Source organism: Bacteroides ovatus, assembly GCF_001314995.1.
GTDB classification, from domain to species: Bacteria; Bacteroidota; Bacteroidia; order Bacteroidales; family Bacteroidaceae; genus Bacteroides; species Bacteroides ovatus.
Map to the genome: position 1 here is coordinate 985,724 of NZ_CP012938.1, position 24,449 is coordinate 1,010,172.

Below are 24,449 nucleotides of genomic sequence, written 5' to 3' on the forward strand. Positions count from 1 at the left end.
ATAAACAGTTATCATTCAATAATATAGTAATATTCCTTTCATTCATTCAGTGTGCATATACGCACAAAATTAGTGCGCAATCGCACACACAACACATGAGATTTATCCATATCTTTGCTCCCGGAGTTTAAATGGATAGAAGATATGGAAGAAGTCAACAAATTAGGAAAGATACTCATAGTAGATGATAACGAGGACGTGCTCTTTGCCCTCAACCTCCTACTGGAACCGTATACGGAGAAAATAAAGGTGGCTACTACCCCCGATCGGATCGAGCATTTCATGACCACCTTTCATCCCGATCTTATCTTATTGGACATGAATTTCAGCCGGGATGCCATCAGCGGACAAGAGGGATTTGAAAGTCTGAAGCAGATATTGCAGCTTGACCCACAAGCTATTGTTATTTTTATGACTGCCTATGCGGATACGGACAAGGCCGTCCGGGCCATCAAAGCCGGTGCTACCGATTTTATTCCCAAGCCTTGGGAAAAGGATAAATTGCTGGCTACGCTTACTTCGGGTATGCGACTGCGTCAGTCACAGCAGGAAGTCAACATGCTGAAAGAGCAAGTAGAAATTCTTAGCGGGCAAAATGCTTCGGAAAATGATATTATTGGAGAGTCACCGGCCATGCAGGAAGTGTTTGCCACGATAAATAAACTAAGTAATACGGATGCCAATATACTGATTCTCGGAGAAAACGGTACGGGAAAGGATGTGATTGCCCGACTATTATATCGTTGTTCTCCACGATACGGCAAACCTTTTGTCACGATTGACCTGGGAAGTATACCCGAACAATTGTTTGAGAGTGAACTGTTCGGTTTCGAAAAAGGCGCTTTCACCGATGCCAAGAAATCAAAAGCGGGACGAATGGAAGTGGCGACCAACGGGACTTTGTTTTTGGATGAAATTGGCAATCTTTCACTTCCTATGCAGTCTAAATTACTGACTGCTATCGAAAAAAGGCAAATCAGTCGTTTGGGAAGTACGCAAACCATTCCCATCGACGTCCGTTTAATATGTGCCACCAATGCTGATATCCGTCAGATGGTGGAAGACGGGAATTTCCGTCAGGACTTATTATATCGTATCAACACGATTGAAATACATATACCTCCACTCCGTGAACGCGGCAATGACATCATCCTGCTTGCCGAACACTTTCTGAACCATTATGCCCGCAAATATAAAAAAGAAATGCACGGACTGACACGGGAAGCCAAAAACAAACTGCTGAAATATGCATGGCCTGGAAATGTGAGAGAACTTCAACATACGATAGAACGTGCTGTAATCTTGGGAGACGGCTCCATGCTAAAACCTGAAAACTTCCTTTTTCATGCGACACCTAAACAGAAAAAGGACGAAGAAATGGTACTGAATCTCGAACAACTGGAACGGCAGGCCATTGAGAAAGCGCTCCGGATCAGCGACGGAAACATCTCCCGTGCTGCCGAATATTTAGGGATTACCCGTTTTGCATTGTATCGCAAACTTGAAAAATTAGGCTTATGAAACGATTTGAGTTCAAAGTAGCATTGCACATCTTAATTATTTTTCTGCTTTCTATCGGCAGTTGTCTGCTGTATCAAAGACAGTTATGGTTCAGCACTACCGTCTGTATTCTCTTTTTGATAGGTGCCGGTATGCATCTCTACCGAATACAGTTCAAGCAAATCACCTTGTTACGACGATTGACGGATGGACTTCGCTACAACGATATGACGCAGAATCTTCATCCGCCTTTCAAAAATAAGATGATGGATGAGTGGGCACAGGAGCTTTCTAATGCATTGAAGGACTTTCGGGGAAAGTTATTGGCAGAGGAAGTCAAGCATCAGTATTACGAGAGTTTATTAAATAAAGTAGATACTGTCGTACTCGTAACCGATGCTTCCGGGCACATTGAATGGATGAATCAGGCTGCAGTGGCCCATCTGGGGCAAATATCACAACTACCGGACGTACTTCAGGAGGCTTCTATCAGCAATGATATGTCCATGATCCGCATCGAGCAGAATGGTATCGTTCTGGAAATGGCTATTTCCTGCACCACATTTGCTACACAGGGGAAGAAACAGCGGTTAATCAGTCTGAAGAATATTCATTCTGTACTGGAACGTAATGAAATGGAGGCCTGGCAAAAGCTGATTCGTGTATTAACACACGAAATCATGAACTCCATCACTCCTATTATTTCTCTTTCGGAAACGTTAAGTGAAAGGGGAATCCCCGAATCACTCGGAGAAAAGGAGTATTCTGCTATGTTGCAAGCTATGCAGACTATTCACAGAAGAAGTAAGGGATTACTAGGATTTGTGGAGAATTACCGGCGACTGACACGAATTCCGATACCTGTCCGTACTAAAGTATCTGTTGCAGAATTGTTTATGGACTTAAAGAAATTATTCCCGGAAGAGTATATTCATTTCGAAATGCCTGCATCTGATTTATTTTTATATGTAGACCGGGCACAGATAGAGCAAGTGCTTATCAACTTGTTAAAAAACGCCCGCGAAACATGCGAGCGAAAAATAGATAAAGAGATACAGATAAAGTTTTTCTCTAAAGACAACCCGACATTAACAATATCTGATAATGGCGAGGGAATTCTAACAGATGTTTTGGACAAGATTTTCGTTCCTTTCTTCACCACCAAAACATCCGGTTCGGGCATCGGATTGAGCCTGTGCAAACAGATCATGACTTTGCATGACGGAAGTATTAACGTAAAATCAGAAATAGGGAAAGGAAGCTGTTTTATTCTTACTTTCCCTAAATGAGAACCACCGAAAGCCTCCCGAATCCTTTAATACGATGATTAGTCTGGGTAGTAGAGGAATTACTTATCCTCTACTACCCAGACTATTTGTATCGGGATTTAACTCCTTAACCGCCTCTTTGACCGCTTTATTAGTTGGCTTGCGATATGCTTCCGCTTGTTGAACGGGGACAATCTCATTCACCATTCTTTCATATCCTTTTTGCTCTAACAAGTGCACTTCTTTTTCACCTGTTTCTTTTTGTTTTCTTGTTTTCATAAGGCTTTTCATTTTAAAATTCTTATTTATAAAACAGCAAACATCGAAAGATAGTTCATACTCACAGATAATTTATGTACGGGGCAACCACCCCCAATATACCATTATGAGCTTGTTCACTCCGGTACAGTTATGAACAATTTAATATTCTTTCTCTATAATAGGCACAATTCTTCCATCCCCTTCACTCTTCCTCTGTATCACCGATTAACAGGGAGTTTGCAGGTGAAGAGCCGTTCTTTCACCTTCTTTTCATCGTGAACAAAATCAAATAGCCGCTTACCCTGATTACATCATTGAGCAAGATTAGTCAAGCTATTTCGTTATTAGTTTCAACCCCATTTGAAACTAAAAGTTTCACGCCTTGAAACAAAGTGTTTCTCCTAATGAAACAAAGTGTTTCACACCGAGAAACGAAGTGTTTCAAGGATTGAAACTATTTTTGAAACCTAATCGCTTACAGGTGAAGAGGTGGTGAAGTTGTTGCCCTTCACCCGCAAACTCCCTATTCATCGAAGAGACAGAGAAAAGGTGAAAGAGGAGATGAAAAGATGAATTACGATGTCCGATGATACTTCTAATCTCTGACAAGAAAAAAAAGTGCGGTCGCAAAGTGATGAGATTCAAGGTATTGAGAAATAATAGGTAAAAAACATTCGTTTAGCTATTGTTAATTAAAAAATACTCCCTATCTTTGCACCGCTTTTGAAAAGAACAACCCTTCAAAAAAGTAGCGGGGTGTAGCGCAGTCCGGTTAGCGCACCTGCTTTGGGAGCAGGGGGTCGTGGGTTCGAATCCCGCTACCCCGACTACAAAAAAGAGGGTTATTAAGTTAAAAGTTTTTCGGGGTGTAGCGCAGTCCGGTTAGCGCACCTGCTTTGGGAGCAGGGGGTCGTGGGTTCGAATCCCGCTACCCCGACGAAGAAAATCAAGTCAAGATTCACAAAATAAAGCCAGTACAATTAGTATTGGCTTTTTTATTATATATAGGATAAGTGTAATTATCCCCGTTTGGGGGCAAATAAAAAGGGCAATTCTTTGAACTATCTTTGAACAGGTTTCTAGCATTATCCTCATTTTCTTATTTAATTTAGAGTAAAAATCTATTTTGTTAACTTTACTACCCTTTTATTTTGGCGTTATCAATGTTTTGCGTTAACTTTATAGCGGAAATACAAACATTGTTTATAGAGAAAACGATAACAAACAAAATACTTAAACACATGAAGAAAACTCTGCTGATGCTCGTTGTTATTTTCATTTCACTATATTCGCATTCACAAAGTCCCTTTCTGAATTTTAGAATTCCAGAAGAATCAAATAAGCGTATCATTGGATATTCTTCAAGTAATAAAATAAATGTTTTTTTGAATATAAAATATCAATCTTGTAATACTCTAATACAGTATTACAAACAGGATTCTAATAAATTGATTGTGTAACAAAAATAACGATATGATGAAAAAGTTTTTTTATTTGAGTGCGATACTAGCCATAGTTTTGGTTTCATGTAATTCAGAAAAGGAGTATATAGCAAAACTCTCTAATACCGCTTCTATGATTGAGAAAGAAGCTGATTTAAGTGAAGCAATAACTCTTCATTATTGTGATACTTGGAGAAAAGTAATTTACGATCATGAATACAATGGAGAATATTGCACTGATTTCAATGAAGCCTTAGCGAAGCATCAGGAGTTTATTATCACAACAGATACCTATAAGAGACTAAAACAAAAGAGAGATTCAATCGAGGCTATAATGCCACAACTAAATGATTATCCTTCCAGTTGTAAAGATGCTTATAATGAGTTAGTATCAATATATGCAGATACAGATGAATTATTCAGATTCGCAGATGAGCCTAGGGGCTCTTTATCTACATACTCAACAAAAACAACAGACCTTTATCAAAAGATAGAAAAGTCACTGAAAGAATTTAAAATAAAGCATATACAAAACAAATAATTTAAAAGAGTAGTATAGTTATTGTAGCAGCTTATTGAATTTAAGACTATCAAAAGACAAAATAATAATTTCACTTCAAGAGCAACTTCAGAAAGTACTGCTAGAAAATAGTGTTCAAAAGCTAGAAATTACTCTTTTGAATTATGAGTTAGAAAGGAATAGAACGAAGATCTCAAAATAGCGTTTTTGAACTAGCTTTGAAATAGTGACGGTATATGACAGCGATACCGTCACTATCGCAAGCATATACCGTCACTATCTTTACCGGATAGCGTCACCCTTTTACATGTTCAAATAATAATCCCGGGTTAGCGTCATATATTCCTCACTATATTGATGACGAGCCAGTTCTGTCAATAGTTCTTCTACAATGCACTCTTGATTGGAAAAAGAAAAAGTAATCAAAACACGTTTCGGAATACCGCCGGGTTTAGTGATTACATTCAGTTGACGGACTGCATATAATTTCTTTATAGAAGCTATCTTTTTTACCCGTTCAGCTACATCTGCCGGAATCACCACTGTAAAAAATCCGTTTTCTGTCAATAATCCGCTTACTCCTTCCAACAAATCTTCATAGCTCAAAGAATTATTGTGACGCGCCGCGGTTCTCTGACGATCCGGACATTCCAGCGAATCGACAAAATAAGGAGGATTAGAAACAATTACGTCGAATTTATCCGAAGACCTGTATTTCCTAAAATCAGCCTGCACCACCTCTACCCGCTCCTTCCAGGGCGAACGAATAACATTTTCCCTGGCTTGCCCGACAGCCGCTTCATCTATTTCCAACGCTACAATATTTGCATCCGGCAAACTGCGTTGCGCCAACATTAAAGCTACCAACCCTGTTCCCGTCCCAATGTCCAAAATCCGGTGCGCACTTTCAACGGAAGTCCAAGCTCCCAGAAGCACCCCATCCGTACCGACTTTCATGGCACATTTATCATGCCATACCGTAAATTGCTTAAATTGAAAATAAGGATTCGACATTTTATCCGTTTATCTTAAAGCCGTTTTATACTATTATTTTATTGCAAATCGCCAAAAATAAATAATAATTATGGAATACTCCCTTTACAAGCCGATATTTTGGCATTGTTTTTGTGTTTTTATTCTACGCAGTGCTTTATTATTAGAGAGAATCAATTAACTTTGCAAACGATTTATGCATATCAGTATGGCATAAACTAAATTAAAACGAAAAGATGAAAGAAAGATATTTATTGGAAGATGGAGGCGATAACAGCTTCTCGCTAATCACAGACTATGATGGGAACGATGAACAAGCATTTGATGTAAATGTGAAATCTGGTGAAATTCTTCCGGTACTCCCCTTACGTAATATGGTATTGTTTCCTGGAGTATTCCTGCCGATCACGGTAGGCCGTAAGTCTTCACTGAAACTCGTACGAGATGCTGACAAGAAACATAAAGATATTGCAGTAGTATGCCAGAGATCGGCACATACAGAAGATCCGAAACTGGAAGATTTACACAATATCGGTACCGTAGGACGAATTGTGCGGATATTGGAAATGCCCGATCAGACAACAACTGTCATTCTTCAGGGAATGAAACGTTTAAGTCTGACTAGCATCATCGAAACTCATCCGTACCTGAAAGGTGAAATAGAACTTTTGGAGGAAGATGTCCCTGGCAAAGATGATAAAGAGTTTCAAGCCCTGGTGGAAACTTGCAAGGACTTGACAATGAGATACATCAAATCATCAGATGTGATGCATCAGGATTCGTCGTTTGCTATTAAAAATATCAACAACTCAATGTTCCTGGTCAATTTCATCTGCTCAAACCTGCCGTTCAAGAAAGATGAGAAGATGGACTTGTTGAGCATCAACTCATTGCGTGAACGCACTTATCACTTACTGGAAATTCTGAACCGTGAAGTGCAGTTGGCAGAAATCAAGGCATCCATCCAAATGCGTGCCCGCGAAGATATCGACCAGCAACAACGCGAATACTTCCTGCAACAGCAGATCAAGACCATCCAGGATGAACTGGGTGGCGGCGGTCAGGAGCAGGAAATAGAGGAAATGCGCCAGAAGGCAGAAAGAATGCGCTGGAATTTAGAAGTCAGAGACACGTTCATGAAAGAACTTGCCAAACTGGAACGCACTCATCCGCAATCTCCGGATTACAGCGTACAGCTCAACTATCTGCAAACGATGCTCAATCTCCCATGGGGTACTTATACAACTGACAATCTGAACCTTAAAAACGCAGAAAAGACGTTGAACAAAGATCATTACGGACTGGAGAAAGTAAAAGAACGTATTTTAGAACATCTAGCCGTATTGAAGCTGAAAGGTGATATGAAATCACCGATTATCTGTTTGTATGGCCCTCCGGGAGTGGGTAAAACATCTCTTGGAAAATCCATCGCATCTGCGCTCAAACGGAAATATGTACGTATGTCTTTAGGCGGTGTGCATGACGAAGCAGAGATTCGCGGTCATCGTAAGACTTATATTGGCGCTATGCCGGGACGAATCATCAAGAGCTTGATAAAAGCCGGTGCTTCTAATCCTGTTTTCATCTTGGATGAAATAGACAAGGTCAGTGCTGACCGTCAGGGGGACCCTTCTTCTGCATTACTGGAAGTGCTCGACCCGGAACAGAATACATCTTTCCATGATAACTTCCTGGATGTAGACTATGACCTCTCCAAGGTATTGTTTATTGCAACAGCCAATAACCTGAATACAATCCCCGGCCCGTTGCTCGACCGTATGGAATTGATTGAGGTAAGCGGATATATCACAGAAGAAAAAGTAGAGATTGCCCGCAAGCATCTGCTCCCCAAAGAATTGGAAGCCAACGGACTTAAAAAGACAGATATTAAACTTCCCAAAGATACACTGGAAGCCATAATCGAGTCATATACCCGTGAAAGCGGTGTTCGTGAGCTGGAAAAGAAGATCGGTAAGATTCTTCGCAAATCAGCCCGTCAATATGCTACGGACGGTTATTTCGCCAAGACGGAAATCAAACCGACAGATTTGTATGATTTCCTTGGAGCACCGGAATATACACGCGACAAGTATCAGGGAAATGATTACGCAGGTGTAGTCACCGGATTGGCATGGACAGCTGTCGGAGGCGAAATCTTATTTGTAGAAACCAGTTTAAGCCGGGGCAAGGGCGGACGTCTTACATTGACCGGTAACCTGGGAGATGTGATGAAAGAATCTGCTATGCTGGCACTTGAATATATCAAGGCGCATGCTTCTGTCCTTAGTCTGAATGAAGAGATTTTTGATAACTGGAATATCCATATCCACGTTCCTGAAGGGGCTATTCCGAAAGATGGTCCGTCAGCAGGTATCACGATGGCCACTTCACTGGCTTCTGCCCTGACTCAAAGAAAAGTGAAAGCCAACATTGCCATGACGGGAGAAATCACTCTTCGCGGCAAAGTGCTTCCTGTGGGTGGCATCAAGGAGAAGATATTGGCAGCCAAACGTGCCGGAATCAAGGAAATCATCATGAGTGCCGAGAACAAAAAGAACATAGATGAAATTCAAGATATTTATTTGAAAGGACTGACTTTCCACTATGTAAACGATATAAAAGAGGTATTCGCTATTGCATTGACTAACGAGAAAGTAGCGGATCCTATTGATTTATCTGTTAAGAAACCCAGCCAGGAATGACATTTGAGTTACAATATACAGACACTAAAAGTAATGCCCGTGCCGGTCTGATAACAACAGACCACGGGCAGATACAAACACCTATCTTCATGCCGGTGGGCACACTGGGCACTGTGAAGGGAGTACATCTGACCGAATTGAAAGAAGATATCCAGGCACAGATTATTCTGGGTAATACCTATCACCTCTATTTGCGTCCGGGACTGGATGTGATCGAGAAAGCAGGCGGGCTGCACCGTTTCAACGGTTTCGACCGCCCCATGCTGACTGACAGCGGTGGTTTTCAGGTATTTTCATTAGCCGGAATCAGAAAACTGCGTGAAGAAGGAGCCGAATTTCGTTCGCATATCGACGGAAGCAAGCACATCTTCACTCCGGAGAAGGTGATGGACATAGAACGTACCATCGGTGCGGATATTATGATGGCTTTTGACGAATGTCCTCCGGGCGACTCGGATTACGAGTATGCCAAAAAGTCATTAGGATTAACCCACAGATGGCTCGACCGTTGTATACAACGTTTTAACGAGACAGAACCTAAATACGGTTATAATCAGTCTCTCTTCCCCATCGTGCAGGGATGTGTTTATCCCGACCTGCGCAAGCAATCTGCAGAGTTTGTAGCGTCCAAAGGTGCTGACGGGAATGCCATCGGTGGTTTGGCGGTAGGCGAACCGGTAGACAAGATGTACGAAATGATCGAGATTGTCAATGAAATACTCCCCAAAGACAAACCCCGTTACCTTATGGGTGTCGGAACTCCTGTCAACATTCTTGAAGGAATAGAACGCGGCGTGGATATGTTCGACTGCGTTATGCCTACAAGAAACGGACGAAATGGCATGTTGTTCACCAAAGATGGCATTATCAATATGCGGAACAAGAAATGGGAAACGGACTTCTCTCCTATCGAAGCCGACGGAGCCTCTTGCGTGGATACATTATACAGCAAGGCTTATTTGCGCCATCTTTTCCATGCGCAAGAGCTACTGGCTATGCAAATCGCTTCCATACATAATCTGGCATTCTATCTGTGGCTGGCAGGGGAAGCAAGAAAGCACATTATCGCCGGAGATTTCTCGACCTGGAAACCGATGATGGTCAAAAGAGTATCAACTAGATTATAAGAAATGAAAAGCAATCGATTTATAAAACGGCTGGACTGGTATATCATCAAGAAGTTCTTGGGGACATACGTATTTGCTATTGCACTAATCATTTCTATTGCAGTGGTATTTGACTTCAACGAAAAGATGGACAAACTAATGGAGCATGAAGCTCCATGGGATAAAATTATCTTTGAATACTACATGAACTTTATCCCCTATTTCTCCAATCTGTTCAGTCCGTTGTTCGTATTCATTGCTGTTATTTTCTTTACCTCCAAACTGGCAGAAAACTCCGAAATTATTGCGATGTTCTCCACCGGTATGAGCTTTAAGAGGATGATGCGCCCTTACATGATTTCTGCCGCTATCATCGCCCTCGTCACTTTCACACTAAGTTCGTATGTGATTCCGAAAGGAAGTGTTACGCGTCTGAATTTTGAAGACCGGTATATCAAACCAAAGAAACAAAACTCGGTAAGCAATGTGCAGCTGGAAGTGGATAGCGGAGTGATTGCATATATCGACAACTATAACAACGCAATGAAAACCGGTAACCGCTTTTCATTGGACAAATTTGTGGATAAAAAGCTGGTTTCACATTTGACTGCACGACGGATTACCTACGATACCACCACCGTTCATAAATGGACGATCCACGATTATATGGTACGCGAACTGGATGGTTTAAAGGAAAAGATCACTAAGGGAGACCGGATAGACTCTATCATCAACATGGAACCTTCTGACTTTCTTATCATGAAAAACCAGCAGGAAATGCTGACCAGTCCCGAGTTAAGCGATTATATCGCCAAACAGAAACGAAGAGGATTTGCCAACATCAAGGAGTTTGAGATTGAATATCACAAACGAATCGCTATGTCGTTCGCCTCTTTCATCCTTACTATCATCGGTGTATCGCTTTCGTCCCGAAAAACGAAAGGCGGTATGGGGCTTCATCTGGGTATCGGATTAGGATTAAGTTTCTCTTATATCCTGTTCCAGACGATTACTTCCACCTTTGCCGTGAACGGAAATGTGCCGCCTGCCGTTGCAGTCTGGATTCCTAATATCCTTTATGCGGGTATCGCATTCTTCTTGTACCAGAAGGCACCTAAATAAAAGGTAGGCAAGCCTTCCGCAGTCTTCACGGATTCTATCCATAGATTGCCCTAAGGTTTTGGATGCACCGGATAAACGAAGAGTATAAAAGTAGAAGTTCCGCCTATTCTTGCTAATGCAAGTGTAGGCGGAACTTTTTTGTTGTATCCATTTCCTCTTTTGTCTATTCTCCATTATTTTCACCTGACGGTGATTTGGAAAATCCCTCTTTCTCCTTACATTCTTAAAATCGTTAACCGACTTCTTTTACATAAGCAGAAAGATCTGCAGCAGAGATGTTTTTGGCTATAATTACACCATTTCCATCCAATAAATAGTTAGTAAATCCCCGGTTTAAACGGTACTTCTTAAATAAACCGGAATCCTCGCCTTCTGTTTCCACGAAACAAGTGGGCGTAACTATTTGATCCTTACGAACGGTTTCCTTAAATATTGACTGATATTCGTCAAATGAAATAGAAACCATTTCCACATTATGAGAAGAACGAAGCGCATTGCTCAAACTTACATTTTGCATCCGGGACTGCGCGTCATAACTTGCCCAAAAACTTAGCAACACATATTTACCTTTCAAATTTCCCAATTTAAAGGCGGGTTGCCCGTTTGACGTAGATTCGATTTTAAAATCAGGGGCTACGTCACCCTCACTCAAACCTCCGGTAGGTTTGTCTTTCTCAACGAAAGCGGTCAAGGAACAAATCAGTAATACAACAAAAATCCATTTTACATGCTTCATGTAATTCGGTTTTAGTTAATACTATCCGGGACTGTCCTTAAACAGTGGTTTCTTCCCGAAACGTTGTCTTTTCAGGCATCAGGCGAAGAGGAATCCGCTGATTATCAGAGCCTTTATTTTTGAAACCGGGTGCAAAGGTAAGTAAATATTAAATTAACTTCCAAGCAAATAAGCAAAAATCTTACTTTTGGGGTATAACTTTTTATGTTATTTAGCATAAAAACGAACTTTTTTCTCTACTTTTGCAGCGTTAAAGTCTATTTTTTATGCAACCATCAAATACTGAATTGATTCTGATTCGAGTTACCGGCGAAGATCGCCCGGGACTGACTGCTTCCGTGACCGAAATCCTTGCCAAATATGATGCCACGATTCTTGATATCGGCCAGGCAGATATTCATAATACATTATCGCTGGGTATCCTGTTCAAGAGTGAAGAAAGACATTCCGGATTCATTATGAAGGAACTGTTGTTCAAGGCTTCTTCTCTGGGAGTGACCATCCGGTTTGAACCTATCACCACCGAGCAATATGAAAACTGGGTAGGTATGCAAGGGAAAAACCGTTATATCCTGACGGTTCTGGGACGCAAGCTTTCCGCCCGACAGATTTCTGCCGCTACAAGCATATTGGCCGAGCAGGGCATGAATATTGATGCTATCAAACGTCTGACAGGTCGTATCCCGTTGGATGAATGTCAGGCAGATGCACGCACCAGGGCTTGCATCGAATTTTCAGTGAGAGGTACTCCGAAAGATCGCATTGCGATGCAGGAGAAGCTGATGAAGTTGGCCAGCGAACTGGAAATGGACTTTTCTTTCCAACAGGATAATATGTACCGTCGTATGCGCCGTCTGATCTGTTTTGATATGGACTCTACATTAATCGAAACAGAGGTGATTGACGAACTGGCTATCCGTGCCGGTGTAGGCGACGAAGTAAAGGCCATCACAGAAAGCGCCATGCGTGGAGAAATAGACTTTACAGAGAGCTTTACCCGCCGTGTAGCACTATTGAAAGGGCTGGACGAATCGGTCATGCAGGAAATAGCCGAGAGTTTGCCTATCACAGAGGGCGTAGAACGGCTGATGTATGTATTGAAGAAGTACGGTTACAAAATCGCCATCCTTTCGGGAGGATTCACTTATTTCGGTCAATACCTGCAAAAGAAATACGGTATAGATTACGTCTATGCCAACGAACTGGAAATTATTGACGGCAAACTGACCGGACGTTACCTGGGAGATGTAGTAGACGGAAAACGGAAAGCCGAACTGCTCCGCCTCATTGCACAAGTGGAAAAGGTGGATATTGCACAGACCATCGCCGTAGGAGACGGAGCTAACGACCTCCCTATGCTAGGGGTTGCCGGACTGGGAATTGCTTTCCACGCAAAGCCTAAAGTGGTGGCAAATGCCAAGCAATCGATCAACACCATCGGACTGGATGGAGTGCTCTATTTCCTCGGATTCAAAGATTCTTACTTGAATATGTAATTAGACCAAAAAATAGATTATCTTTGCTGACAAATTAAATAAAAGAATGAAGTTTTCCGAACTACAATTAAATGCAAATGTGCTTGAGGCGCTTGATGCCATGCGATTTGACGAATGTACGCCTATACAGGAGCAGGCAATTCCAATCATACTTGAGGGTAAAGATTTGATCGCAGTAGCACAGACAGGAACAGGTAAAACGGCCGCGTTTCTACTGCCTGTATTGAATAAATTATCTGAAGGTAAACATCCGGAAGATGCGATTAATTGTGTCATCATGTCTCCTACCCGGGAATTGGCCCAACAGATCGACCAGCAAATGGAAGGGTTTTCCTATTTCATGCCGGTATCGAGTGTTGCCGTATACGGTGGAAATGATGGAATATTGTTCGAACAACAGAAAAAAGGACTCACTTTAGGAGCTGATGTTGTTATTGCTACTCCCGGACGTCTGATCGCCCATTTAAGCCTTGGATATGTAGATCTTTCCAAGGTTTCTTATTTTATTCTGGATGAAGCAGACCGGATGCTCGACATGGGATTCTATGAAGATATCATGCAAATTGCGAAATATCTGCCGAAGGAACGACAGACAATCATGTTTTCTGCAACAATGCCTGCAAAGATTCAGCAATTGGCAAACACAATCTTAAATAATCCGTCAGAGATAAAGCTCGCAGTTTCCAAACCTGCAGAAAAGATTATTCAGGCAGCATACGTTTGCTACGAAAATCAAAAGCTGGGAATCATACGCAGTCTTTTTATGGATGAAGTTCCGGAACGTGTGATTGTCTTTGCATCTTCTAAAATCAAGGTCAAGGAAGTAGCCAAGGCTTTGAAATCCATGAAACTGAACGTAGGGGAAATGCATTCGGATCTGGAACAGGCTCAACGGGAAACTGTTATGCATGAGTTTAAAGCCGGACGAATCAATATATTGGTAGCTACGGACATCGTTGCACGTGGTATAGATATCGATGATATCCGCCTGGTTATCAACTTCGACGTGCCTCACGACAGCGAAGACTATGTACACCGTATCGGACGTACAGCACGTGCCAACAATGATGGTGTAGCACTTACGTTCATCAGCGAGAAAGAACAAAGTAACTTCAAAAGTATTGAGAACTTTCTGGAAAAAGAGATTTATAAAATTCCTATTCCTGAAGAATTGGGAGAAGCTCCGGAATACAAACCGCGTTCTTTTAGCAAGGGCAAGGGTGGCAACTACAAAAGAAAAGATTTCCGGGGAAAAAGGAATAATAATAACGGAGGAAAGAGAAATAACCGTCCGTCTCCCCCCAGACAAAATTAAAGCAAGGCTTTTTTAATCCGGCACTATACGATCTGAATGTATGGTGCTTTTTTATTTGGATGAAGTGATAGTCAAATCTCCTTTAAAACTTACTTCCATATTTACAATGCTATATATGGAAGTTTCCGGAATGGCCAGGACAGCTTGATAATGAAAACCGTTCCGGTCTACTTTCATAAACTTTGTATCTGACAGGATGGATTGCTCCAGAAAATCGACAGGAAGTACTTTGTCAAACATCTGTTTGGTAACATCGCTGGCAAACAGGCTCTTTTTACCTTCATACACACAAATGTGCATCACATTATCATAGTATACATTATCCATGCTAATCCCGTCTTCGGAATAAGTCGTCTTGATGACTCTCATTTTAGAAGGATTAATATATACGTATGCGCGATAGCGAGTGCCATTATAGGTCACTACACTATCGCGTTTGGTTACTTCCGTATATGCCGGAATGACTAATTCCTGACGGACAAAATAGATTGAATCATTGGCATCTTCGGATTTATGCAACTTAATTACATCATCCGTTATGGAATGAAACCAGAATATATGTTCTGCCTGCTTATCAATCTTGTAATAAGTAGTATCATTTCCATAAGTATAAAGAGTATCCCGTATTATTTTAAATGCAATGGGAGTACTTTGTACATCTGCATAGTAGATAGTATCTCCTTCTACACGCATCAACGGGCTCTCCGTTTCATCGTCCAGCCAAATTCCCTGCAGTAGTCCTTTTGCACTAAGATCCTCTTTCTCTTGTTGAAGAGAATGGGGACTCTTATTGCCGCTACATGCCGCGAAAAAGATTGCCATTAACGATACAGCCACATTTTTCATCATCTATTTTAGTTTTTATATAAAGATACTCTTATTTTTTTATTTACCAATACAGTGATAAATAAATCCGAGTTCTTCCATCTCTTTTTTATCATATATATTACGTCCGTCCAACACAATCTGCCGGGACATCGTTTTCTTGATAACGGCCCATGAAGGCAGACGGAATTCTTTCCATTCGGTAACCAACATCAACACATCAGCATCCAGTACGGCATCATACATATCGCAAGCATAATAGATAGTATCACCAATCCTGCGCTTACATTCTTGCACGGCAGCCGGATCGTATGCGCGTACTTTACAACCTGCTTTCAGCAATTTATCGATCAGGACTAATGCCGGAGCCTCACGCATATCATCCGTTTCCGGTTTAAATGCCAATCCCCACAAAGCAACAGTCTTACCCTGCAAATCACCATTAAACTGTTTCATTAACTTTTCGAACAAGACGCTTTTTTGGTTCTCATTCACTTCTTCCACAGCCGTAAGTACCCGCATGGTATAACCATTCTGTTCTGCTGTTTTAATCAATGCCTTCACATCTTTGGGGAAGCAGGAACCACCATATCCGATACCCGGGTACAGAAACTTACGTCCGATACGAGTATCCGAACCTATCCCACTACGCACCATATTCACATCCGCACCAACAATCTCGCACAAGTTTGCAATATCATTCATAAAGCTTATACGGGTTGCCAGCATCGAATTTGCCGCATATTTAGTCATTTCCGCAGACGGAATATCCATGAAAATCACACGGAAATTATTCAATAAGAATGGTTTATATAGTTTGGACATCAATTTCTCCGCACGTGCCGACTCCACTCCCACTACCACGCGGTCCGGGCTCATAAAGTCACTGATAGCATTTCCTTCTTTAAGGAATTCCGGATTAGAAGCCACATCAAAATCAACCGTCACGCCTCTCTTATCCAGTTCTTCCTGAATAACCGCACGAACCTTACTGGCAGTGCCTACCGGAACGGTACTTTTGGTAACTACCAATTTATACTGTTTCATATTGCGACCAATGGTACGGGCCACCTCCAATACGTATTTCAAATCAGCGCTGCCATCTTCATCCGGAGGAGTTCCAACTGCACTGAATATAACTTCCACTTCATCCAGACAACTTTCCAATGAGGTAGTAAACTTCAATCGCTTTGCTTTCATATTACGGAGTACCATCTCTTCCAATCCATTTTCATAAATTGGAATGTTCCCCTTTTGCAAAGATTCGATTTTCTCTTTGTTCGTGTCTACGCACGTTACATTCACGCCAATTTCGGCAAAACATGTGCCTGACACCAGACCCACATACCCTGTTCCCACGATTGCAATTTTCATACTTAATCTATTGTTTGTTTAGAAATTCATTCAAAATAAACGGCGTCCTTGAAAGCAGTTCCCTCTCTGTCTTTCGCAGATAATAACATTTGCGACTCTGCCAACGGCCAGTCGATCCCCAATGCTTCGTCATTATATAAAATAGAGGCTTCTGCCTGCGGAGCATACTTGTTATCTACCTTATATGTAAAAACAGCTTCTTCACTCAAGACAGCAAAGCCATGAGCAAAACCACGGGGAATAAAAAATTGTCTCTTGTTTTCTTCACTAAGCAATACACAAACATGCTTTCCAAACGTAGGCGATGATTTACGCAAATCAACGGCAACGTCGAGCACTTCTCCTTTAAGAACACGAACCAGTTTCGCCTGACTATGTTCTCCTTTTTGATAGTGCAATCCACGCAATACACCAAAAGATGATTTCGACTCGTTGTCCTGTATAAAGTTTACGGGACCAATATTGGCTTCAAACTCTTCTTTCTTATAGGCTTCCATAAAATAGCCCCGTTCATCGGAGAAAACTCTAGGCTCGATCAGCCATACTCCGTCTATTTCTGTCTGTATATAGTTCATTATTGATAGTGATAAATAAAACGATGCAAAAGTAGTGAATTTTTCGAAGTTTTCTGGGATATATTCAATTTATCTCTTAATTTTGCAGACATGATTGAATTGGCACAACATATAGAGACTTTACTACTGGAAAACGACTGCGTCATTGTTCCGGGATTTGGTGGTTTTGTAGCACATTATTCGCCCGCAACCCGCGTAAAGGAAGAAAATATATTTTTACCTCCTACCCGTATAATCGGTTTTAATCCTCAATTAAAACTGAATGACGGCGTACTGGTGCAATCTTATATGTCAGCATACGACACAAGTTTTGCTGACGCCAGCCGTATAGTAGAAAAAGAAGTAAACGAATTTATCGGTCTCCTTCATGAGGAAGGGAAAGCCCATCTGGATAATATAGGCGAGATTCATTATAACATTTATGGTAACTACGAGTTCGTTCCTTATGATTATAAGATAACAACTCCTTCATTGTATGGTCTCGACTCTTTTAAAATACATGAACTTTCGGCTCTGCAGCAGAAAGAAAAAGTATTGGTACCGACTTATCAGGAAAAGGAAAAGAAGACTTTTGAAATTAGTATCAACCGCGCGTATCTCCGCAATGCTGCAGCAATGATTGCTGCCATCGTACTGTTCTTTGCCTTTTCAACTCCGGTAGAGAATACCGACGTTCAAAAGAACAATTATGCACAGTTATTGCCCAGCGAGCTTTTTGAGCAAATAGAAAAGCAATCGGTTGCAGTAACTCCTGTTTATGTTAAGAACGATGTTGCGCAACAAGCAAAGAAGCTTTCTGCTTCTTCTGCTTCAACCAAAACTTCATCTGCTAAAAAGCATACAACGGATAAAGCCAAGACTTCCAAACCGATCGCAGTAAGAGAAGTGAAAGTGGTAAAACAGGAAACAGCGACTCCTGCTCCTGCGGTGAAATCTCAAGAAAGTGCAAATCATCCTTTTCATATCATTGTGGCAGGAGGAATCAGCCTGAAAGATGCAGAAGTTATTGCGAACCAATTAAAATCAAAAGGATTTGCAGATGCAAAAGCTCTGAACACTGATGGTAAAGTACGTGTCAGTATCAGTTCATTTAACAACCGTGATGAAGCGACCAAGCAATTACTTGAGCTAAGAAAAAACGAAACTTATAAGAATGCCTGGTTACTGGCTAAATAAAAATCCCTTTTAAAAAGCATGAAACGAGTTCTTTGTCCTAAATGTGAGAATTATCTTTATTTTGATGAAACCAAGTATAGTGAAGGCCAATCACTGGTATTTGAATGCGAACATTGTGGCAAGCAATTCAGTATCCGGTTAGGAAAAAGTAAAGTTAAGGCTCTTAGAAAGGAAGAAAACCTGGAAGAAGAAGCTGAATCTCATAAAGAAGAGTTCGGATATATCACTGTTATCGAAAATGTATTTGGTTTTAAACAGTTACTTCCCTTGCAGGAAGGTGACAATGTCATAGGCCGCCGTTGTGTAGGAACAAACATTAATACTCCCATTGAAAGTGGTGATATGAGCATGGATCGACGCCATTGCATCATCAATATAAAGCGTAATAAGCAAGGAAAGCTAGTCTACACATTACGAGATGCTCCTAGTCTCACAGGTACTTTCCTTATGAATGAAATTCTGGGAGATAAAGACCGTGTACGTATTGAAGATGGCGCTATTGTGACAATTGGAGCTACTACATTTATTTTGCATACGGCTGAACAAGAATAATAAATAACTTGATAATAAAAAATAGCGCCACTTGTTCAGAGAACAGTGGCGCTATTTTTTATTTAGTCTTCTAATTACAGAATACCTTTAACGGTCTCAAGCATTCCTTTTTCCTGGATAGAATCCAAATCAGCTTTTACGGCTTCTGTCAATCCCGGGATCTTATTCAAATCTTCTCCCCAGATAAAATCTGCAGCCAGAACACCTTCGGCAACTTTCTTTGTGCAACCTGTTGCCCAAAGTTCTTTCAGCAGGTTCATGATTTCAGGAGCATCATTCGGAACAATTTCAGCACCATCAGCACGTACACCACCTTTATAATAAGTAATGATAGCGGCTAAACCAAGTACCAGTCCTTTAGGAAGTTCACCTTTACGTTCCAGATAAGTCTTCAATCCCGGCAAATCACGAGTTTCGTATTTAGGGAAAGAATTCAGCATGATGCTGGTTACTGCATGATCCACGAACGGATTGTTGAAGCGTTCCAATACATCATTTGCAAATTTCTCCAACTCATCCTTCGGCAAGTTCAAAGTTTCCATCAGTTCGTCAAACATTACCTTGTGGATATATTTGCCAATCACTTCGTGCTGGCAAGCATCACGTACAATATTCACTCCCGAGAGATAGGCAACCGGAGAAAGAACAGTATGCGGGCCATTCAACAAAGTAACCTTACGTTCGTGATAAGGAGCCTCTGACGGTACAAACAATACATTCAAGCCTGCCTTGTCAGCCGGGAACTCTTTTGCAACTTCCTGCGGAGCTTCAATAACCCACAAATGGAAAACTTCAGCCTGAACAACCAGATTATCATCATATTGCAGTTTTTCTTTGATAGCAGCAATATCCTTGCGCGGGAATCCCGGAACAATACGGTCTACCAATGTTGCATATACACCACAAGCTTCTTCAAACCAAGTTTTAAACTCATTACCCAGGTTCCACAATTCAATATATTGATAAATTGTTTCTTTCAACTTATGACCATTCAGGAAAATAAGCTCGCAAGGGAAAATAATCAAACCTTTTGTCTTATCACCATTGAATGTTTTAAAACGATGATAGAGTAATTGAGTCAGCTTACCCGGATAAGATGAAGCAGGAGCATCCTCAAGTTTACAAGCCGGATCAAAAGCAATACCAGCCTCTGTAGTGTTTGAAATAACAAAACGCATTTCAGGTTGCTCTGCCAACTTCATAAACTCGTCATTTTGAGTATATGGGTTTAAAGCGCGGCTGATTACATCAATCATTGTCAAGCTGTTAACAGCCTCTCCTTTATCCAATCCTTGAAGGTTTACATGATAAAGATCATCCTGTGCATTCAGCATATCGACCATACCTTTATCAATCGGTTGAACCACTACTACACTGCTGTTGAAATCAGCTTTCTGGTTCATGTTATAAATAATCCAATCTACAAATGCACGCAAAAAGTTACCTTCGCCAAATTGGATAATACGCTCCGGACGTTGTGTTTTAGGAGCAGTTTCTTTGTTTAATGCTTTCATGTTAGTTGTAATTTATAAAGTTGATATTATACAAATTCAAAATAAAAATCAATGTTTTCCTTTATCAGGATATCAATAGGCATGTATTTTACAGGTTCAACAGACTTCTTAAACACGACATGATCGCACAAAGCCTTCACCCCACAATATCCTTGCAAACCCGGACGTTGCCCGATTAAATAATGCACATCACCGGATTTTAATAAATCTACGTTTGCTTTCAGAAGGTCATATCCTATCAGTCCTTTCATGCTACGTCCCGCATGACGAAGATACTCTCCCAACTGATACACTCTGGAATTAAATACAACTCCCAGTAAAGCCTTCGGATGCGCCTGAAAAAACTCATCCAATGTCTGTTGGTTACTTTCCTGATCGGATTTATTAAGTACTACCTCATGGATTACCAAGTTATTATATTCTTCGGCAATGTAACTCATAAAACCATCCAAACGGCGTTGCATCTGTATTTCAGCCGGATTATCTTTATTGTTACTTAAAAACAAAACCAACTCCTGGCCTTCTCCTGCCGAATAATTGCGCATCAATATTTTCGCTGCGATATATCCGCTCTTATATGAATCCTGCCCGATATACGTCAACGCTTTCGCTTCTTCCATATTGAAATCGACAAAAGCATAAGCAATCTTATTTTCCTGTAAATAGGCTGTCAGCGCCAGTGTCTCTTCCCGAAAATTCGGAGAAATCAATACCGCATCCACATTCTTTTCTTTTATAGAAAGGCAGGCTTCCTGATAACTCTTCTCATCCCCATGGTGATAGCACAAATAATCTATACTCACATTAAAAGGACGTAATTCTTGCCGGACACGCTCAATCCCCCCTACTACCGAATGCCAATAATCATGCTCTATATAATAAGGTATCAAACAGAGGAAAGAATATTTCTTTTTAGCAGCCAAACCGATAGCAAACACATTGGGCTGATAATGAATCTCATCCAACACCTTTTGTACTTTGGCTTTGCTTTTGGGAGACACGTCACCGCGATTGTGCAACACCCTGTCAACCGTTCCGGCGGAAACACCGGCCATACGGGCAATGTCTTTAATGGTATAGTTCTGGTCCTCCATAGTGCTAAAACTTAAATATTATAAATAATCGCTGCAAATATACGAATTATTTTGTTACTCCAAGTAAATTTTCTATTTTTGTGTTCGATAACGGTTAATAAAACTAAAACAAGATTTACGCCTATTAGCTTTAAAATCAATACTATATAGGTATAAATATAGAAAGTAATAATTTTATATACTTAAAACACAGTAATAATGAAGAACTTCATGGACGAAAACTTCTTGCTGCAAACAGAAACTGCGCAAAAGTTGTATCACGAGCATGCGGCTAAAATGCCGATCATCGACTATCACTGTCACCTTATCCCTCAAATGGTAGCTGACGACTACAAGTTTAAATCACTGACTGAAATCTGGTTGGGCGGTGACCACTACAAATGGCGTGCAATGCGTACAAACGGTGTAGACGAACGTTTCTGTACGGGAAAAGATACCACAGACTGGGAAAAATTTGAAAAATGGGCGGAAACAGTACCTTACACTTTCCGCAACCCATTGTACCACTGGACTCACCTTGAACTGAAAACGGCATTTGGTATCAATAAAATATTGAATCCACAAACCGCACGTGAAATTTACGATGAATGTAACGAGAAACTGTCTCAACCCGAATATTCAGCTCGTGGAATGATGCGTCGTTATCATGTAGAAGCCGTTTGCACAACGGATGATCCTATCGATTCATTGGAATATCATATCAAAACACGCGAAAGCGGATTTGAAATCAAGATGTTACCAACATGGCGTCCTGATAAGGCTATGGCTGTAGAAGTCCCTGCAGATTTCCGCAGTTATGTAGAAAAACTGGCAGAGGTAAGTGGTGTTATCATCTCCAACTTTGATGATATGATCGCTGCTTTACGCAAACGTCATGACTTCTTCGCAGAACAAGGCTGCCGTCTGTCTGACCATGGTATTGAAGAATTCTACGCAGAAGATTATACAGATGCTGAAATCAAAGCCATCTTTAATAAGGTATATGGTGGCGCAGAATTGACCAAGGAAGAAATTCTGAAATTCAAATCGGCAATGCTTGTGATCTTCGGTGAAATGGACTGGGAAAAAGGATGGACTCAACAATTCCATTACGGCGCTATTCGTAACAATAACACGAAGATGTTTAAATTACTGGGTGCTGATACAGGTTTCGATTCTATCGGTGAATTTACAACCGCCAAAGCAATGGCTAAATTCCTTGATCGCCTGAACACTAATGGCAAATTGACTAAAACAATCCTCTACAACTTGAACCCATGCGCCAACGAAGTAATTGCAACAATGCTGGGTAACTTCCAGGATGGTTCTATCCCGGGAAAAATCCAATTTGGTTCCGGATGGTGGTTCCTCGATCAAAAGGATGGTATGGAAAAACAAATGAATGCTTTGTCAGTACTCGGTCTTTTGAGCCGCTTCGTAGGTATGTTGACCGACTCTCGTTCATTCCTATCCTACCCGCGTCATGAATATTTCCGCCGTACATTGTGTAACCTGGTAGGACGTGACGTAGAAAACGGAGAAATTCCGGTATCTGAAATGGAGCGTGTAAACCAAATGATTGAAGATATCAGCTACAACAATGCCAAGAACTTCTTCAAGTTCTAATAGATAGTAGTTACACTATAAAAAAACCGCTACCAAAGTCGAATATAGCTTTGAGTAGCGGTATTTTTTATTCCTACAGCTGAACAGTAACACCCCAAAAAGCTCTTAACAAAAAAGGAGAACCTTTTAAGTTCTCCTTTTAATAATCTTTGTACACCCTCAGGGACTCGAACCCTGGACCCATTGATTAAGAGTCAATTGCTCTACCAGCTGAGCTAAGAGTGCAACATTTTATTTTTATTGCAACGTCGAATTTGTACACCCTCAGGGATTCGAACCCTGGACCCACTGATTAAGAGTCAGTTGCTCTACCAACTGAGCTAAGAGTGCTTAATTCCTCGTTTGCGGTTGCAAAAGTAGGTCTTTTATTTTATTTGACCAAACAATCATGCAGCTTTTTTACTATCTTTTTTCGTCTTTATTCGAACACATAAAGCTCGGAAGGCGTATTTCGCTTTAAAGCAAGTAGTTGCACATCTTTGCCTACAATAACACCTTTGTTCTTTAATTTCCATTCCACCGTTTTATAAGCCAGCTCCGGGTGATTATTGTCTTTACTTAAATGGCATAACCAGATATATCGCAAATGTTCAGTAATATTTTCCGCCAGAAACTCTGCAGTATCAGAGTTACTCATGTGTCCGGTTTTACTTGCAATCCGTTCTTTCAGATATTGAGGATAAGGCCCCATTTTGAGCATTTCCTCATCGTAGTTGGCTTCAAGTATCAGATAATGGGCTTTACTGATATAATGAGCAGCTGTAGGAGTAATCTCTCCAAGGTCGGTTAAGAAAGAAAAGACTTTGCCATCAATTTCAATGCAATACCCCACATTGTCCGTTCCATCGTGTGGCACTTCAAAAGATTCGATGTGAAAATCTTCCAGCGTCATAGGCTCTTGCTTTTCCAGATAACGAACTGACGAGCTAAGTTTCTCCGTCATACAATAGCTACGATTAATTCCAGCATGAATACGTGCGGTTGTATAAACAGGAATATTCATTTTTTCTCCCAGATTACCCACTGCTTTAATATGGTCAGCATGATCGTGCGTTATAAATACCGCACGAATACTATCCATCAAGATATTATAATCTTTCAGTGATTTTTTGATAGTACGTATGCCGATTCCGGCATCTATCAGTATCCCATAGGTTTCAGTGCCCAGATAATAACAGTTCCCGCTACTGCCACTCGCCAGGCTTATAAATTTTACTTTCATGTTTTATCCTCTTTATTAAAATGCAAAATGCCGTCAACTTTTACAGCAAAG

20 protein-coding genes and 4 tRNA genes are annotated in these 24,449 nt (G+C 41.0%); 13 read left to right on the forward strand and 11 right to left on the reverse strand.

The genetic code is table 11. The features are described 5' to 3' along the window. The first annotated feature begins 144 nt into the window (after nucleotides 1–144). Nucleotides 145–1,521, forward strand: a complete 1,377-nt coding sequence (locus Bovatus_RS03835; protein WP_004318225.1) for a sigma-54-dependent transcriptional regulator — start codon at nucleotides 145–147, stop codon at nucleotides 1,519–1,521. Continuing rightward, nucleotides 1,518–2,789, forward strand: coding sequence for a sensor histidine kinase (locus tag Bovatus_RS03840; RefSeq protein WP_004295918.1), 1,272 nt, complete (start codon nucleotides 1,518–1,520; stop codon nucleotides 2,787–2,789). The genes Bovatus_RS03835 and Bovatus_RS03840 overlap by 4 nt, the downstream gene beginning before the upstream one ends. Before the next feature lie 63 nt (nucleotides 2,790–2,852). Here the strand turns inward: Bovatus_RS03840 and Bovatus_RS03845 are convergent, their stop codons facing one another. Further along, on the reverse strand, nucleotides 2,853–3,047 hold the full coding sequence (locus tag Bovatus_RS03845; protein ID WP_004303066.1) for a hypothetical protein: 195 nt from the start codon (nucleotides 3,045–3,047) through the stop codon (nucleotides 2,853–2,855). A 734-nt stretch (nucleotides 3,048–3,781) separates the two neighbouring features. On the opposite strand from Bovatus_RS03845, the gene Bovatus_RS03850 reads away from it, so the two are divergent. The 3 genes from Bovatus_RS03850 to Bovatus_RS03865 all read left to right on the forward strand — a co-directional run bounded on the left by Bovatus_RS03850 (nucleotide 3,782) and on the right by Bovatus_RS03865 (nucleotide 5,012). Beyond that, nucleotides 3,782–3,856 (forward strand) — tRNA-Pro (locus Bovatus_RS03850). Nucleotides 3,857–3,891: 35 nt separating this feature from the next. Beyond that, nucleotides 3,892–3,966: transfer RNA gene (locus Bovatus_RS03855), tRNA-Pro, on the forward strand. Nucleotides 3,967–4,502: 536 nt separating this feature from the next. After that, entirely contained in the window at nucleotides 4,503–5,012 is a 510-nt protein-coding gene (locus Bovatus_RS03865) for a hypothetical protein (RefSeq protein ID WP_004295913.1), read from the forward strand. 282 nt (nucleotides 5,013–5,294) lie between these two features. On the opposite strand, the gene Bovatus_RS03870 is transcribed toward Bovatus_RS03865, so the two are convergent. Next, nucleotides 5,295–6,005: a tRNA1(Val) (adenine(37)-N6)-methyltransferase gene (locus Bovatus_RS03870; protein ID WP_004295912.1), complete on the reverse strand. Its 711-nt coding sequence runs from the start codon at nucleotides 6,003–6,005 to the stop codon at nucleotides 5,295–5,297. Between the two features lie 215 nt (nucleotides 6,006–6,220). On the opposite strand from Bovatus_RS03870, the gene lon reads away from it, so the two are divergent. The 3 genes from lon to Bovatus_RS03885 are packed head-to-tail and all read left to right on the forward strand — an operon-like array spanning nucleotide 6,221 to nucleotide 10,914. After that, nucleotides 6,221–8,686: an endopeptidase La gene (gene lon / locus Bovatus_RS03875; protein ID WP_004295911.1), complete on the forward strand. Its 2,466-nt coding sequence runs from the start codon at nucleotides 6,221–6,223 to the stop codon at nucleotides 8,684–8,686. Next, the gene (tgt, locus tag Bovatus_RS03880; RefSeq protein ID WP_004295910.1) at nucleotides 8,683–9,813 is read left to right on the forward strand and encodes a tRNA guanosine(34) transglycosylase Tgt; all 1,131 of its coding nucleotides are present in this window, start codon (nucleotides 8,683–8,685) and stop codon (nucleotides 9,811–9,813) included. The genes lon and tgt overlap by 4 nt, the downstream gene beginning before the upstream one ends. Before the next feature lie 3 nt (nucleotides 9,814–9,816). Beyond that, the gene (locus tag Bovatus_RS03885) at nucleotides 9,817–10,914 is read left to right on the forward strand and encodes an LptF/LptG family permease (protein ID WP_004295909.1); all 1,098 of its coding nucleotides are present in this window, start codon (nucleotides 9,817–9,819) and stop codon (nucleotides 10,912–10,914) included. 232 nt (nucleotides 10,915–11,146) lie between these two features. Here Bovatus_RS03885 and Bovatus_RS03890 read toward each other — a convergent pair whose 3' ends face one another. After that, entirely contained in the window at nucleotides 11,147–11,650 is a 504-nt protein-coding gene (locus Bovatus_RS03890) for a thioredoxin-like domain-containing protein (protein WP_004295908.1), read from the reverse strand. Nucleotides 11,651–11,916: 266 nt separating this feature from the next. Between Bovatus_RS03890 and serB the strand changes: the two genes are divergently transcribed. Both serB and Bovatus_RS03900 read left to right on the forward strand, forming a co-directional pair. Further along, entirely contained in the window at nucleotides 11,917–13,146 is a 1,230-nt protein-coding gene (gene serB, locus Bovatus_RS03895; RefSeq protein WP_004295907.1) for a phosphoserine phosphatase SerB, read from the forward strand. Nucleotides 13,147–13,192: 46 nt separating this feature from the next. Then, the gene (locus Bovatus_RS03900; protein ID WP_004295906.1) at nucleotides 13,193–14,461 is read left to right on the forward strand and encodes a DEAD/DEAH box helicase; all 1,269 of its coding nucleotides are present in this window, start codon (nucleotides 13,193–13,195) and stop codon (nucleotides 14,459–14,461) included. A gap of 51 nt (nucleotides 14,462–14,512) precedes the next feature. Here Bovatus_RS03900 and Bovatus_RS03905 read toward each other — a convergent pair whose 3' ends face one another. Genes Bovatus_RS03905 through rfbC form a run of 3 tightly spaced genes read right to left on the reverse strand, consistent with a single transcriptional unit; the run spans nucleotide 14,513 to nucleotide 17,235 of the window. Further along, a complete protein-coding gene (locus tag Bovatus_RS03905) occupies nucleotides 14,513–15,310 on the reverse strand; it encodes a DUF4738 domain-containing protein (protein ID WP_004295905.1) in 798 nt (265 codons plus the stop codon). Nucleotides 15,311–15,346: 36 nt separating this feature from the next. Next, the gene (locus Bovatus_RS03910) at nucleotides 15,347–16,660 is read right to left on the reverse strand and encodes a UDP-glucose dehydrogenase family protein (protein ID WP_004295904.1); all 1,314 of its coding nucleotides are present in this window, start codon (nucleotides 16,658–16,660) and stop codon (nucleotides 15,347–15,349) included. A gap of 26 nt (nucleotides 16,661–16,686) precedes the next feature. Beyond that, nucleotides 16,687–17,235, reverse strand: a complete 549-nt coding sequence (gene rfbC / locus Bovatus_RS03915; protein WP_004295903.1) for a dTDP-4-dehydrorhamnose 3,5-epimerase — start codon at nucleotides 17,233–17,235, stop codon at nucleotides 16,687–16,689. A 90-nt stretch (nucleotides 17,236–17,325) separates the two neighbouring features. Between rfbC and Bovatus_RS03920 the strand changes: the two genes are divergently transcribed. Together Bovatus_RS03920 and Bovatus_RS03925 are read left to right on the forward strand one after the other, a co-directional pair. After that, entirely contained in the window at nucleotides 17,326–18,411 is a 1,086-nt protein-coding gene (locus Bovatus_RS03920) for an HU domain-containing protein (RefSeq protein ID WP_004295902.1), read from the forward strand. Between the two features lie 18 nt (nucleotides 18,412–18,429). Continuing rightward, a complete protein-coding gene (locus Bovatus_RS03925) occupies nucleotides 18,430–18,963 on the forward strand; it encodes an FHA domain-containing protein (RefSeq protein WP_004295901.1) in 534 nt (177 codons plus the stop codon). 74 nt (nucleotides 18,964–19,037) lie between these two features. On the opposite strand, the gene Bovatus_RS03930 is transcribed toward Bovatus_RS03925, so the two are convergent. Both Bovatus_RS03930 and Bovatus_RS03935 read right to left on the reverse strand, forming a co-directional pair. Further along, complete coding sequence (locus Bovatus_RS03930; RefSeq protein WP_004295900.1) at nucleotides 19,038–20,477, reverse strand: tagaturonate reductase; 1,440 nt, start codon at nucleotides 20,475–20,477, stop codon at nucleotides 19,038–19,040. 26 nt (nucleotides 20,478–20,503) lie between these two features. Then, the gene (locus Bovatus_RS03935; protein WP_004295899.1) at nucleotides 20,504–21,571 is read right to left on the reverse strand and encodes a LacI family DNA-binding transcriptional regulator; all 1,068 of its coding nucleotides are present in this window, start codon (nucleotides 21,569–21,571) and stop codon (nucleotides 20,504–20,506) included. 198 nt (nucleotides 21,572–21,769) lie between these two features. On the opposite strand from Bovatus_RS03935, the gene uxaC reads away from it, so the two are divergent. Then, a complete protein-coding gene (gene uxaC, locus Bovatus_RS03940; RefSeq protein ID WP_004295898.1) occupies nucleotides 21,770–23,176 on the forward strand; it encodes a glucuronate isomerase in 1,407 nt (468 codons plus the stop codon). Nucleotides 23,177–23,328: 152 nt separating this feature from the next. Here the strand turns inward: uxaC and Bovatus_RS03945 are convergent. The 3 genes from Bovatus_RS03945 to Bovatus_RS03955 form a co-directional block, all read right to left on the reverse strand. Next, nucleotides 23,329–23,401, reverse strand: a tRNA-Lys gene (locus Bovatus_RS03945). 32 nt (nucleotides 23,402–23,433) lie between these two features. Then, nucleotides 23,434–23,506 (reverse strand) — tRNA-Lys (locus Bovatus_RS03950). An 88-nt stretch (nucleotides 23,507–23,594) separates the two neighbouring features. After that, entirely contained in the window at nucleotides 23,595–24,398 is an 804-nt protein-coding gene (locus Bovatus_RS03955) for an MBL fold metallo-hydrolase (RefSeq protein ID WP_004295897.1), read from the reverse strand. Nucleotides 24,399–24,449 lie beyond the last annotated feature (51 nt).

Bases quoted from the DNA above. Each gene is read 5' to 3' on its own strand.
- Bovatus_RS03835 (WP_004318225.1), top strand. From the start codon at position 145: ATGGAAGAAGTCAACAAATTAGGAAAGATACTCATAGTAGATGATAAC.
- Bovatus_RS03840 (WP_004295918.1), top strand. From the start codon at position 1,518: ATGAAACGATTTGAGTTCAAAGTAGCATTGCACATCTTAATTATTTTT.
- Bovatus_RS03845 (WP_004303066.1), bottom strand. From the start codon at position 3,047: ATGAAAACAAGAAAACAAAAAGAAACAGGTGAAAAAGAAGTGCACTTG.
- Bovatus_RS03865 (WP_004295913.1), top strand. From the start codon at position 4,503: ATGATGAAAAAGTTTTTTTATTTGAGTGCGATACTAGCCATAGTTTTG.
- Bovatus_RS03870 (WP_004295912.1), bottom strand. From the start codon at position 6,005: ATGTCGAATCCTTATTTTCAATTTAAGCAATTTACGGTATGGCATGAT.
- lon (WP_004295911.1), top strand. From the start codon at position 6,221: ATGAAAGAAAGATATTTATTGGAAGATGGAGGCGATAACAGCTTCTCG.
- tgt (WP_004295910.1), top strand. From the start codon at position 8,683: ATGACATTTGAGTTACAATATACAGACACTAAAAGTAATGCCCGTGCC.
- Bovatus_RS03885 (WP_004295909.1), top strand. From the start codon at position 9,817: ATGAAAAGCAATCGATTTATAAAACGGCTGGACTGGTATATCATCAAG.
- Bovatus_RS03890 (WP_004295908.1), bottom strand. From the start codon at position 11,650: ATGAAGCATGTAAAATGGATTTTTGTTGTATTACTGATTTGTTCCTTG.
- serB (WP_004295907.1), top strand. From the start codon at position 11,917: ATGCAACCATCAAATACTGAATTGATTCTGATTCGAGTTACCGGCGAA.
- Bovatus_RS03900 (WP_004295906.1), top strand. From the start codon at position 13,193: ATGAAGTTTTCCGAACTACAATTAAATGCAAATGTGCTTGAGGCGCTT.
- Bovatus_RS03905 (WP_004295905.1), bottom strand. From the start codon at position 15,310: ATGATGAAAAATGTGGCTGTATCGTTAATGGCAATCTTTTTCGCGGCA.
- Bovatus_RS03910 (WP_004295904.1), bottom strand. From the start codon at position 16,660: ATGAAAATTGCAATCGTGGGAACAGGGTATGTGGGTCTGGTGTCAGGC.
- rfbC (WP_004295903.1), bottom strand. From the start codon at position 17,235: ATGAACTATATACAGACAGAAATAGACGGAGTATGGCTGATCGAGCCT.
- Bovatus_RS03920 (WP_004295902.1), top strand. From the start codon at position 17,326: ATGATTGAATTGGCACAACATATAGAGACTTTACTACTGGAAAACGAC.
- Bovatus_RS03925 (WP_004295901.1), top strand. From the start codon at position 18,430: ATGAAACGAGTTCTTTGTCCTAAATGTGAGAATTATCTTTATTTTGAT.
- Bovatus_RS03930 (WP_004295900.1), bottom strand. From the start codon at position 20,477: ATGAAAGCATTAAACAAAGAAACTGCTCCTAAAACACAACGTCCGGAG.
- Bovatus_RS03935 (WP_004295899.1), bottom strand. From the start codon at position 21,571: ATGGAGGACCAGAACTATACCATTAAAGACATTGCCCGTATGGCCGGT.
- uxaC (WP_004295898.1), top strand. From the start codon at position 21,770: ATGAAGAACTTCATGGACGAAAACTTCTTGCTGCAAACAGAAACTGCG.
- Bovatus_RS03955 (WP_004295897.1), bottom strand. From the start codon at position 24,398: ATGAAAGTAAAATTTATAAGCCTGGCGAGTGGCAGTAGCGGGAACTGT.